Annotated in this window: 9 protein-coding genes; 3 read left to right on the top strand and 6 right to left on the bottom strand. The window is 52.1% G+C overall.

Translation table 11 applies throughout. The features are described from left to right. Positions 1 to 211 precede the first annotated feature (211 nt). The gene (locus ACZ52Z_RS09190) at positions 212 to 1,933 is read left to right on the top strand and encodes a hypothetical protein (protein WP_464270438.1); all 1,722 of its coding nucleotides are present in this window, start codon (positions 212 to 214) and stop codon (positions 1,931 to 1,933) included. Positions 1,934 to 2,009: 76 nt separating this feature from the next. Further along, positions 2,010 to 2,903: a DMT family transporter gene (locus tag ACZ52Z_RS09185; RefSeq protein ID WP_464270437.1), complete on the top strand. Its 894-nt coding sequence runs from the start codon at positions 2,010 to 2,012 to the stop codon at positions 2,901 to 2,903. 175 nt (positions 2,904 to 3,078) lie between these two features. Here ACZ52Z_RS09185 and solA read toward each other — a convergent pair whose 3' ends face one another. Continuing rightward, a complete protein-coding gene (gene solA, locus ACZ52Z_RS09180) occupies positions 3,079 to 4,266 on the bottom strand; it encodes an N-methyl-L-tryptophan oxidase (protein ID WP_464270436.1) in 1,188 nt (395 codons plus the stop codon). Between the two features lie 317 nt (positions 4,267 to 4,583). On the opposite strand from solA, the gene ACZ52Z_RS09175 reads away from it, so the two are divergent. Further along, positions 4,584 to 5,435 carry an isochorismatase family protein gene (locus tag ACZ52Z_RS09175; protein ID WP_464270435.1) on the top strand — a complete coding sequence of 284 codons (852 nt, stop codon included), beginning with the start codon at positions 4,584 to 4,586 and terminating at the stop codon, positions 5,433 to 5,435. A 189-nt stretch (positions 5,436 to 5,624) separates the two neighbouring features. Here ACZ52Z_RS09175 and ACZ52Z_RS09170 read toward each other — a convergent pair whose 3' ends face one another. From ACZ52Z_RS09170 to ACZ52Z_RS09150, 5 genes are all read right to left on the bottom strand, one after another. Further along, entirely contained in the window at positions 5,625 to 7,325 is a 1,701-nt protein-coding gene (locus ACZ52Z_RS09170; RefSeq protein ID WP_464270434.1) for a potassium channel family protein, read from the bottom strand. A gap of 89 nt (positions 7,326 to 7,414) precedes the next feature. Next, the gene (locus tag ACZ52Z_RS09165) at positions 7,415 to 7,570 is read right to left on the bottom strand and encodes a hypothetical protein (protein WP_464270433.1); all 156 of its coding nucleotides are present in this window, start codon (positions 7,568 to 7,570) and stop codon (positions 7,415 to 7,417) included. Positions 7,571 to 7,642: 72 nt separating this feature from the next. Further along, positions 7,643 to 9,067 (bottom strand): sigma-54-dependent transcriptional regulator, encoded by a 1,425-nt coding sequence (locus tag ACZ52Z_RS09160; protein WP_464270432.1) that lies wholly within the window; start codon positions 9,065 to 9,067, stop codon positions 7,643 to 7,645. A 4-nt stretch (positions 9,068 to 9,071) separates the two neighbouring features. Then, on the bottom strand, positions 9,072 to 10,142 hold the full coding sequence (locus tag ACZ52Z_RS09155; RefSeq protein WP_464270431.1) for a protein-tyrosine phosphatase family protein: 1,071 nt from the start codon (positions 10,140 to 10,142) through the stop codon (positions 9,072 to 9,074). Positions 10,143 to 10,196: 54 nt separating this feature from the next. After that, positions 10,197 to 12,662: a PEP/pyruvate-binding domain-containing protein gene (locus ACZ52Z_RS09150; protein ID WP_464270430.1), complete on the bottom strand. Its 2,466-nt coding sequence runs from the start codon at positions 12,660 to 12,662 to the stop codon at positions 10,197 to 10,199. Positions 12,663 to 12,763: the final 101 nt, after the last annotated feature.

Below are 12,763 nucleotides of genomic sequence, written 5' to 3'. Positions count from 1 at the left end.
CAGCCTCGTTTGGGAAGAGTGGCATCATGAACAGAAGAGGGGTGGCTTTTTCCCTGTTGGTATACTGCATACAGAGGAATTACCTGACCCTAACCACAATGAAATGATATTCTTATCATATCTGATCACTGATCCGGTACCATAAAAATGAAAAAGTGCGGCTTGGTTTCACTTCTAAGCTTGTTGATATATTTCTTTAATGTCCAATGCAATGGATATTTTTCTCATAGATGGGATAGGACCATTTTTTCGCGGGTACGGCAAGCAGCAGGTGAATTGGTCCAAGGTGCCTTTTCAGCGCCTGAGTGAAGAGCCTCTCCAGTTGGGGCAACAGTTTGCCCAAATACGCCGGGATATGGATACATTTGCCGGCAGGGTACGCCAAATAGGCTACAATGGAATTACCCTTGACGATGTGACCCACCTGGCTCCAGACCCCTGGCTCGAGCCTGAAATAAACCAAAAAATTGCTGTTCTTGCGGAGCAGTACCGAAAGCTGTTTGCTGTTTGCCGGCTTCATGAACTCGACGTATACCTGACCATGGATGTTCTGTCCTTCACTCCCGGTTTGAAGCGGCAGATAGGCAAGAGTACCCGGAAAGCTAACGTCTTTATTCGCAGACAGGTGCAAACGGTCCTCCAGCAGTTTCCTGAGGTCAAAGGGATTATTTTGCGCATTGGTGAGTGCGACGGAAAAGACGTGCGGGGTGATTTTGTCAGTGAATTGACCTTGCAGCGACCGGGGCAGGCCAATTGTCTATTGCACGAGTTGCTCCCTCTCTTTGAGCGGTCTCATCGGTACCTTATTCTGCGCAATTGGACTGTAGGCGCCTACTCCATCGGTGATTTTATCTGGCACCGGCGAACCTTATCCAGGGTACTTCATGGCATTGAGAGTGAGTGGTTTATTCTCTCTCTCAAGTATGGTGAATCGGATTTTTTTCGCTATCTCCCCCTCAATAAGCATTTTTTTCGCAGCAAGGTGAAAAAAATCATCGAATTGCAGGCACGAAGGGAATATGAGGGTGCCGGCGAATACCCCTCGTTTATCGGCTGGGACTATCAGGAGTACAGGCGACAGCTTGCAGGAGCGGAGAACATGGTCGGGATCAGCGTCTGGTGTCAGACCGGAGGATGGCTGCCTTTTCGTCGGCTGACTTTCCTGGAGGATGCCGGGATCTGGAATGAGCTGAACAGCTTTGTTTGCATTCAACTCTTTCGCTACAGGCGAAATGTGGAAGAGGCTGTGGCTGCTTTTGCGCAAGCCATTGATTGCCCGGACCCCTCGGCCCTGCTTGCGCTGCTTCGCCTTGATGATCAAGTGATCAAGGAACTGCTGTACATCGAAGACGTGGCAGAGCAGAAATTATTTTTTCGCCGGATACGTATCCCCCCGTTGGTTCCGGTTTTCTGGAACAATATTTTTATCAATCATTCGGTACGGAAGGTGCTCCGGACTTTGGTAGGCAACGGTGCGCAGAGCGTTGAAAAGGGCTACAAGGCGTTGGAAAAAATCCCGCAGATGGAGGCGCTTGCCGAGAAATGTGGATTGCCGGCAGCGGATATTCGTTATATGTATGACACCTTTACCCTGCTAGCCGTAGCAAGAGAATATTATTTTCTTCCCTATAATCAGCGCGTCAAAAAGCGGATTAAAAAGGCAAAAAAGAGGTATAAGCAACAGTATCCCAATGGAACCCGGCCCCGATATCGGGTGAAGACCAGCTTCAAGCCATTTGCGCTCAACGGTGTGCAGATGCGATGGTTTCTTCGCCTCGCGCTGCGCAGGAAAAGGGGGTACAGGATGGTGGACTATTTTTTCACCTTGCATTTACTGGCCTTTGCATTTAGGGGAATAGTTCTGTTAAAACCAAAGCTCATCCCTAAGTTTGCACGTAAAAAAGCCATGGGGATAGATACACTGTTCAAATAGCGATAACCGACAGGAAATTCAGCCGGTTTGTCGATTTTCCGCTCCGGCAACTGTCGGCGCCGCACCGCACAACACGATGAATCTACCAGATCTTCTACTGGTTCTGCTCGCCAACTTTGCCTGGGGCTTTAACTTTATTGCCGGCAAAATCGGTGCCGGCACCTTTCAACCCCTCTTTTTTACTAGTATTCGGTTTCTGTTCTTATTGATTCTTATGCTGCCCTGGCTTAAGCCGGCACCGGGGTATATGCTGCCTTTGCTGCGGGTCTCTTTTCTTTTGGGGGTTGTTCATTTCGGGATGGTTTTCATCGGCTTAAATGCCGGAGGAAACATAGCATCCATAGCCATTACCACGCAGCTGTATGTTCCTTTTTCCGCTATTCTGGCAACGGTCCTGCTTCGCGAACGCATTTCTCTGCTTCGTATTCTGGCTATAATTATTGCCTTGTTGGGGATTATGGTCATCGGGTTTGACCCCATTGTGTTCAACCATCTGGATGCGGTCCTGTGGGTTGCTGGTGCAGCCTTGGCTATGGCTGTTGCGACCATTCTTATGCGTCAGTGTCCCAATCTCGGGGTTTTTCGTCTGCAGGCCTGGATCGCGCTGGTTGCAACGCCTTCGCTGCTGCTCTTGTCACTGCTATTTGAAAACGGACACCGCCAGATTCTCTCCGAGATTGAACTGTTTGAGTTATGGGCGCCGCTTTATTCCGCTATTGGTGCTTCGGTAGTGGGGCACGGCATCGTCTATTTTCTGCTGGGCCGCTACCCGGTATCCACGGTTACCCCGCTTCTGTTGCTGGCCCCTATTCTGGCCTCGATTTTCGGAGTTCTCTGTTTTGGTGATGAACTCGGATGGAAAATGATAGGCGGGGGGGCAATGACCCTCTTGGGTATTCTGCTGGTCTCTATTAATCCCAACGTCCTGGCCGCCAGGATCGGGCGGGAGAGATTAATGGGGGAAGAATAGAGGGATGTTTCCTCCGGCAGCGCCATTCATTGCTCTATCTGCACAACGGAACGAGCAACGCGTTTATTCCCTTCGTATTGCCAACCCTTCAAAGCCCATGCACCTGCTGCCGGTACGTTGATAGGTGTTTTCACGGCAATGGACATCCTCTTTTTTCCCTTCTGGTGCTGTGGCATTAATTTCTTGTCAGCGGGGCTTTCTCTGGCTCCTGGCCGAATCGAGTTGGTGAAAACAAGCTGATATCGAATGCGGGCGTCTTATCAGCCAATAGATCGGCTAATATTTCCCCCAGAACTGGAGCGAATTTGAAACCGTGTCCCGCAAGTGCGACGCCAATAACTCGCTTTGAACCTGGTTTGCTTCCAAGAAAGAAGTGTCCGTCGGGTGTCATGGAGTAAAGGCACACCTCAGAGCTAATGGGACGCCGGTCAAGACTCGGAAGAAATTCCGCAATAGTCTTTTTTATCTCGTCCTGTTCACCAGGCAATACTTCACGGTTGACCGTGTCTGGATTGCAGTCGACAAGCCTGTTATGGAAGGCGGCCTTAATTTTTGTTCCCTTGCCAATGACCGGTAACGCGTAGAATTCCCTGTACGCTGGAGGGCAAGGGATATTTTTTTCAAGGGGAATCTGCCAGAAATTCACAGGAAACGCTCCCAGATGGAACACACTGTTTTCCGGTACGTCTACCCAGTGCACTGGAACGCGTTTTGGTTGCACTTGGCTGCCCGGCAGATTGAGCAGTCTGCTCGTCCAGGCACCTGCCGCTATGAGCAATCGATCGGTTGAGTAGGTTTTTCTGCCAGTATGGATGAGCACTTTGTCGTGCGCTTCAGTCCAGGAATCCACCTGTTCGTTCACAACGAGCGTTGCTCCCGCCTTTCTCGCCTCAGTCAGGAAGGTCATGATGCTTTGTTCGGGAAAAACTATACCTGCCTTCTTCTCCAACCCGGCTACGAAGGCATCCGGCGGGGCCAACTGCGGCCAGCGCTTTCGAACCTCCGCACCAGATAAGCATTCATGCGGGATTCCATATGACTGAGCACTTTTTACAAATCCAGAAACCGCCGGGCAATCGGGAGGGCCAATGGTCAGGTTGCCGGTTTCAACCAGCAGCTTTCGGCCCGAGTCCTTTTCAAGTTTACGCCAGAGTTCCCATGACCTCAATGCCATAGCGACGTAGGAGGTTCCCTCAAGGTAAGCGCAGCGTACGCTCCGTGATGAGCCATGGTGACTGCCCATTTCGTGCGGGGGGTGGAATTTATCCAAACCCAGTACGTTGAAGCCCCGACGAGCAAGGGTCATGCAGGTCGCAGAGCCCGCCGTGCCCAAACCGATAACGATGAAATCATAGGCACGCATCAGAGGTACAGGAATGTTTGAAGGGAAAAGGTACCAGCCATATCCGGATTTACCATGGGCTAACTCCTCTCTGGCAAGAGCAGACCAGCGAAACTCCTCGTGGTGATTAACATACTGGATACACCTTGCCTGTGAGCTATTTATCTTGCTATTCCAAAGGAATGTTCGAGGGCGCTCTGTCAATGCTGTTGACAGCTTGCCTGACAACAGATAGCGTAACATTTCCGGAAAAGAAAAGAACAGTGGTTTTTTTACGTTGATTGGCGGTCGAGTAGGTGGCTGTCTATGGATGGAAATTATGCGGGAGGAACTTGACCATGACAAACAGTGAAGGCAAGATACGATCACTTGAGGAAGCTCTACAGGAGCCGCGTAAACACCGTGATATGGAACTGGCTTTCCAGCCGATGGAAAACTATAGCTGCACTCCAGGAGGGCCGAACAAGCAGCCGTTAAGCTTTTGGGCTTCCTGGAACCTGAAGGATCGGCCTCGGCGAATAGCCTTGCTTCTTGATGACTGTCAAGAAGAGTACCGACCCTATGCTGGAGGAATTCTTCCCAACCTCATCAAGCTGGTGGATGCGTTCCGAGCGTCGCAATCGCAAAGTGACGGTATCCGAATTATGTGGAGTGCATGGACCCGCAGGTTTGACGATGGCATCAGCAATGCGATGGATCGTTGGTATGGTCCCAAAGGCCTCCGTCCGGAAGATCCGGAGAATGCTGTATATGTGTTCACCGGAGCACCAGGCATGAAGACCTTGGCGGAAATCGCCCCCACAGAGGAGGAGGTGGCCGACGGTTGGTTTTACCATGGAAAGCATCTGGATATGTTCTGGAATTTTGATGAAAACGGCAAGTCCTATTTGGATGAAAAACTCAAGGTAGCCGGTATCGATACAATCGTGCTCGTCGGTTTATGGACGGATGAATGTATTCTCAGCACGGCCTATGCGGGCAATTCGCGCGGGTATGATGTGGTGGTGGTGGGTGACGCCGTCGCGACTGCGACAGCAAATCAGGAGATTGCACTCAAGATAGCCAGCAGCACGGTTGCAAAGGTACTGCCGACCGATGACGTGATAGGCTATCTGAAGAACGACTTCGTCACCGGAGAGCCTGGTGCCGTCAAGGGCACACGTCATCCTGACGGAAGAAAGGACGGCTGACCTGTTGGTGTTGCTGGAGAAGGGGCGCTTGCTCGACTTTTTTTCACCGTTCGCCGGACGAAGTGATGGAACATCACCTGCCTCCATACTTTGGGCATGCAACAGGCAGGCACAAGCTGCAGCAGCGCCAGCTTACTTTCTCTTGAGGCTGACGTGGGAGGAGGGAACAGTGATAGTTGATGAAACAAGCTATTGTGTAAGCTTGAGGAACAGTTGTTCATTTTCTGCAGTGCCTATGAAGATCAACTCGTCGTTAACATCGAGAATGGTCTCCGGCTCAGGGTTGACCTGGAGACGGTCTTTTCGTCTGAGGGCAACAATACTGCAGCCAGTCTTGTCCCTCACCCCGCTTTCCATGATCGAACGGCCATGGAAATAAGAACCGGCCTTTTTATTGAATACGATCAGCCCTTCGATAAACAGCGAGATCTCGTTGGGCCTGAGCAACTGAAAAATAGTACCAGCGCCCAATGAAGCATAGGACATAACCTGGTCGGCCCCTGCGGAATGAAGTTTGGATACGTTGCGTTCGAGAATGGAACGGCTGATGATCTGGATATCCGGGCGCAGCTGCCGGCAATAAAAGGTCAGGTAAATATTCATGTCGTCACTGTGGGTGGTGACAATAATCGACTGTGCCGTCTGAATACCTGCTGCTTCCAGGGTGTTGATGTCCGCTGCATCACCGATAATAAATTGTTCCTCGTTTTCGTGGGCAATCTTGAGGGGACGTTTTTCAACTATTCGGCAATTGATGCCGTGTTCGGTCAGGGTTCTGGCGGCAGAGAGCCCAACCCGCCCCCCACCGAGAATAAGGACATGATTGTCTTTTTTAGCCGCAACATTGTCGACGGCAAAGCGATCTTCAAAGGTCTTGAGTTGTTTTGCCGTTCCTGACAGCACCAGTATTGTTTCCCTTGTCATAACCGCGTTGGGAGCTGATGGGCTAAAGATGCCTTTCTGCATCAGGCCAAGCACCGTTACCCCGGTAAGGCTTCGTATACTCGCCTCAAGCAAGGTCTTGCCAACCAGTTCACTTTGCTTGACCGGCATTTCCGTGATCATCAGCTCTTCAAATCGGCCGATGATATTCGCGGTCATGCTCACCCCCTGGGTTCGTTTGGCCAGGTGCGTGCCCAGCATGTTCGTAAATTGGAAAACACTGGTATTTCCGGAGAATTCAAGGATATCGATTGAGTGCTCCCTGTCGGCATTGGTTACGATGGGCACCACTCTGTCTACCTCTCTGATGGTAAAACAGATATTGGTGGAGATGAGGTCGTCATTGGTGACCACTATGATGGAGGCATGGCCAATGCGCAGGGCCTGGTAGGTGCTGGGCTTATCCGGTTCGCCGATTACCACCTGGTAGCCCTGGTCGTGCAGCTCGTTGGCCAGCTGAAGGTCGGGCGTCACCAGGACATATGGGATGTGATATTTTTCCAGGCGTTCGATCAACCGGGTTGTGATAGGGTCGTGGTTGGTCAGGATGACATGGTTTTCTATATGCTCCGGCAAGACCCTGGGTATTTTTGCACGCTGCTGAGCTTCAAGCCAGGGGGTATAGAAAAACTGGATAAAGATAAACGGCAGCATGATCAGAAGAAACAGGACGCCGGAAAACAGGACGATCATGGTGAAGAGGAGGCCGAGGTCACTGTGAAAGGTGATGTCTCCAAAGCCAAGGGTCGACATGACTGTCAAGGTCCAGTAAAAACCGGTAATCCAGCTGAAATCGCGGCCTTCGTACACCATCAATAGATGGAAGAGTACCGAATAGAGGCTAATGATGAGGAAAAGGGACGTGAAAAATTTCCATAGTACGGAAAAATTTTTCCGCGCTGTTTTGTGGCGGAAGAAAAAGATAAGTTGGCTGGCCAGGGTTTTCATCGATGATTGAGAGTCGGAAAATTACCGGATATGGAATGTGAAGCAGATGATTGTCCAGGGGCTAGATTAGCTGCTTTCTGCTTTTTTTTCTATGAGCCAATGCGTAAATCGCATTTTTCTTCCGTGAAATGAAGATGGTTATAGCCCTTTTCTTGCGGGAGTGGAAGGTGCTCTCTGCCGACAGGATTGAGGGCCTGAAAGGCTTGACTGGTTTGCGGTTGCACCAGCAGGTTAACGCGACGCATTGCCAGCGCTCTTGAGTTGAGGAGAAAGGGCTGATCCGCGTATCCTGCGAGCGGTCACCTGGGAGCGTCGGTCTACTTGTCCGGCTTGAAGCGGGAGGAAATGATCGCATATTTTCGCATCAGACGCTGGAGTGCCTGCCGTTCAAGGCCGCAGGCAGCAGCCGCACCGGTGACATTGCCCTTGTGCTCTGTCAGCCTGGCAGTGATGTAGCCGGTGGAAAAGGCGGCAAGCAAGGCCGCCTTGGCCTCGTTGTAAGGGAGTTGATAATATTCCCGGATATCCCATGTATCGATTCCTGATGCCGGAAGGTCGGATTCGGGTAAAAGGGGGAGGAGGTCAGCCATTTGCACTTTGCCTCCATCGGCAAGGAGGACAATGCGTTTGACCGTATTGCGCAATTCGCGAACATTGCCCTGCCATTCGCGATGAGAAAGGTGCTGCAGCACCTCACCCGAGATGGAGAGATCATCCCGGCCGTACTGTTCTTTAAAGCGGGTCAGGAAATGATGGATCAGCAACGGGATATCCTCCTTCATTTCCCGCAGGCTCGGCATGACCACCGTCACTACGTTCAGCCGGTAAAAGAGGTCTTCGCGGAATTCTCCTCTTTGTATTTTTGCTTCCAGGTCCTGGTTGGTGGAGGCGACCACCCGAGCGTTCACGCGAATGGTTTTGTTTTGTCCCAGCGGCTGTATTTCTTTTTCCTGCAATACCCTGAGCAGCTTGGTTTGCAGAGAAACCGGGATGTCGCCGATTTCGTCAAGCACGATAGTCGAGCCCTCGGCTTCCTGAAAAAGGCCTTTTTTTTCCTTCTCCGCACCGGTAAACGCTCCCTTGGAATACCCGAAAAGCTCGCTTTCCAGTACACTTTCGGGCAATGCCGGACAATTTACGGTGATGATTTTTTTGTCTCGCCAGCTGCTCAGTTGATGCAGAGCCCGAGCCGCCAGTTCCTTGCCGGTGCCGCTTTCTCCCCTGATCAGGACCGTTGCATCAGTGTCGGCAACCCTGTTCAGCAGTTCCAGTGCAGCCCTCAGGGCAGGGCTCTGGCCGACAAAACCATCGGGCAGGGTAAGGTCCTGAAGTTGTTGCTGGAGGTGGAAATTGGCGCGCAGCAGGGCGGTGCGTTCCAGGCAGTTGTTGACCACTCGAACGATATGGTCTTTATCAAACGGCTTCTGGAGAAAATCGTAGGCCCCTTCTTTGAGCGCTTGAACCGCCATGTCGATGGTTCCATACCCGGTCATGATGACCACCGAGATGGAATGGTCAGTCTGCCTGACTCGCTTGAGGAGCTCCAGCCCGTCCATGCCCGGCATTTTGATATCTGAGACAATCACCTCCGGTCGTTGATTTACCAGCTGCTCCAGGGCGGTTGCCGCGGAGGTGGCGGTGATGACATCGCAGGCGCATTTTTTCCGCAGCACCAACTCCAGCATGGAGAGCATGTCCGGTTCGTCATCAACAATCATGACCAGTCTGCGACGATTTTCCACAGTCTCAGCTCTTGTGCTGCTCTTCCTTTGCTTTTTGGGTGACAAGATATTGAAAGTAACGTTGAATGAATTTACCGGAAATGGTTTCCCGGTTGCTTACTTCCGGCAGGGAAAGGGGCTGGTTCGCTGATGCGGCAAACAGGGTTTGAAAGACCTCTTCAGAGAGTGCCGCAATTTCGCGATTGATCTCCTCCATATCTAGCCCGGTTTCGCAGCCGCTGATCCGGCAGTGAATCGGCCGGTACTGTTCAAGCAAACATTGGTCACCCTGACGAAGTGGACAGGCATCGTTACTGGCCAGTGGAGAACCTGCATCGTCGTCGCCCTGGACAGCGGGAGGTTCGCTGCCCGCTGGTGTATCGCTGCCAGTGGCGGATGCTGCTTTTTCAATGACGCTGCTGCGCTGTGCGGAGGAGAGGGCAACATTGACCTTGTTATTGAGATAGAGGGCTTCGATAAGGGAAAGTTGAAAGGAACGGGAGCATGCCTCAGCGTCTTTACCGCAACATGCGCCCTTGCCGCTTTCCAGGTGAGCATCGATTTTTTCCAGCAGCTGTTCGTAGCGCTCAAAAAAGCGACTGAGGTCAGAGGAGGATCGATTGGCAGCTGAAGGTTCGATGAGTTTGAGTTGCCCCTCTTTTTTTCCGAATTTGCGGAGCAACCACCATTGGGAGTAATTGGTTGGGTTGGCCCTGGTTTTTTTCAGCAGTTTGCCCGCCTTCTTGAGATTAAAGCCGCGGCGAAGCATGTAGGCAGTAACAAAGGTCCCGGTACGGCCGACCCCGAGTTTGCAGTGGACAAGAACCTTTTTCCCCAGATAGACTGCCTCGTCCAGCCACTCCAGCGCCTTTTCCATCTGTTCCATATTGGGAGCGGTTTCATCGGGGATAGGCAGATAAAAGACCTCAAAACCGGCACTTTCCTCGATTTCGTGAAGGTCGGAAAACTCTCCGCACAGGTTGACGATACCGCTTATGCCCTGTGCTCGTATATTGTCGAGATCATCGTAGGACATGGGAGCGTGTCCCACTGCCAGGTAATCGGTGATCCAGGTTACTGTGTATTTCGCCATCATTCACACCTGTTTGTGGTGGCTGCAGGCGGGAATGTTGCACTGCAGAACGGATGCTTATCCTTGCTGGGAGAAAGAGTATCGTCCTTTATAAAAATCTTCCACATAATCGGCAACCATTTGCTGATCGGTCAGGACCATGTCCATTAATTTGGTGGCTCCCAGCAGTCGACCCAGCATGTCAAGCTTGCGGGTGAGCACTTCGGACTTCAGGTTCGGCAGCTTGGCTTCCAGCAGGTCGCCTTTTTTGTCGATCTGAAATTCAAGCCGCTCAAGCACTCCGGCAATAAAGTCGATACGCAGCATGCGTTGGTCATAATCCCCACCTCCCCCGGCAAACCGGAGCATGCAGTGATTTTCGGCACTGTTTTCGCCGCACAGTACATCAACAATGGTGAAATGATAGCCAAAACGGATATTGAAATGAAGATAGTCCGTTCCGATCACCGCATAACTGGCAAAAGCGAAGCTGTCCTTTTTGGGGGGAACGCCGCCTGCCAATTCAATTTTATCGTAGGCTTCCCAGTCAAAGGGTTTTTGCTTCCATTGCACCCCCGGGTGGCTCAGGCCCTTCCAGAGTGCCTGAAAGGGCAGGGAGGCCACCTGCTGGAGAGGGACGACCTGTTTTTTTCCAGGCTCAGTGGAAAAACCACCGCCTACGTCGAAGAGAAAGACGTCCAGGGGAATATCGGCTTCCAGGCGCAGTGCTCCTCTACCGCTCCCCGGCCTGCCGGCGGTGAACATGGAGAGCACGGCCTTTTCATGACAGAAACGGATAATATCGTGCATGGATCGGCAGCCTTCAGGGATGAAATTTTCGTCCGTCGGGTCGACCAATTCCAACGGGGTGATAAATTTCAGCGCCTGCCGCAGTATACGATGATATTTGTCCTGGTACCGCCGGACTGGATTTTCCCTGTTAGAGGTGTCGAGAAGCCCTTTATAGACGGCACCGTGTATCGCATCTACGGTAACGGGGTTTTCCTGATCAAAGCGCGTGCAGCAATCGGGAATGGAAGTGAGAAAGGGAACACCGAATTCCCGGGCCACGGTAGCAAAGTGGCTGGCTCTGCTTCCCCGCTCGGCCAGGACAGCGGCAAGCCGGTTCATGATCCGCACGTAATCCGGGGAAGCGTCGCGAACGACTAACACGCTTCCATGGGGGATATTGTCCAGGGGATGGTCTTCATCTACCTTATACACAGGACCCGAACCAATGCCGGTTGACGCACGGCGACAGTCATCCAGATAGAGTTCGAGGCCGCTGAGGTCCCATTCTAGTGCGGAAGGATCGGCTTGTTCAGGGTGGAGCGGTCTGGCCTGGAGTAGGAGAATAGTCTCGTCCTGTGCCATGGCCCATTCAATATCCTGCGGACAGTCGAAGTAGCTTTCGATCTGTACGCCCATTTGAGCGATGGTCAGGGCCTGGTCGGGATTCAGCTGCTGGTCGTTGGGTGAAGGTGGCAGCAGGCTCGGTTTTTCCCCTTTGGAAAAGGAATAGATTTTCGGTGTGGCCCGGCCACTGACCAAACGGTCTCCCTGCCCTTCGATGACATGGAGGTGGAGGAGGTCGGCCTGACTGTCGTCCGTCGGATGATCGCTGGTATATACCACGCCGCTGCATCGAGCTTCGACCATTTCCTGCACCAGTACCGACATGGCTGTCTCTTCATCGCCGAGTCCGTGACTTATGCGGTAAAAGAGCGCTTCCGGGGTATACTTGGAGGCGAGTACTTCCAGGTAGGCGGCATCGATTTCCTCTGCAGGGGTGTCAAGAACGGTCAGGTATTGACCGGCAAAAGAGAAGGCGCCGTCCTCGCTGATGGCGCTGGAGCGGACCGCATAGCCAACTGCGGGCTGACCTGCAGGAAGTGGCTGGCTGCAGGCATCCTGGATTTCCTCTGCAATTGCCGGTGGAATTTCTGCATCACGTATGAGTTGCTGAAGCTTTTCAGCGATCGTGCCGAGCGAGCGGGTATCGTGTATATGAATTTCGGCCAGCAGCGCATCGATGGTGTCGCGCAGATTGTTATACTCGATGAGGTAATGAAAAGCGCTGACGGTAATGACAAAACCTCGGGGTATGGGCAAGCCGATTTCGTTACATACCAGGGCTATATTTTTCGCTTTATTACCGATGCCCTTGTGGGTTGCTGTAACCTTTTCCAGGTCAAGCACATAAGGAGGGCTGAAGTCGAGTTTTGGTGGAGCCAGGAGAAAGCGGGTGTAAAAGTCAAATTTTTTATGATAGCTGCCCAGGGAAAGATAGCTCCCAGGAGCCATGGTTTCCAGGGCGTCTACCATGCCGCGGACATGGGAGGAGAATTCAGCAAAGCGTTTACGGATGGCGGCCAGATCCTCCGGGCATCCTTCGTGGAGCATATCCTGAAATTCAGCCATCTGTTCATGGCAGCGGATATCATGATGCAGCAGGTGTTTGAGGGCTTCGTATTTCTCCCGCAAGATGGTGCCCGGAGCAAATATGCGGTAACTCCAATGCTTGAACAGCGAGTTGAGCAGCATTTCCCTCTCCTCTAAAAGATTGCAGGCGGGCAGTTAAAGGGGATGATCCCCGATCAGGTAAGCGTAGACTCCGGGTAAGCGCAGACTCCAGGTAAGCGCAG

Source organism: Desulfogranum aggregans, from assembly GCF_055398265.1.
This window is presented reverse-complemented; position numbering and strand designations above follow the sequence as displayed.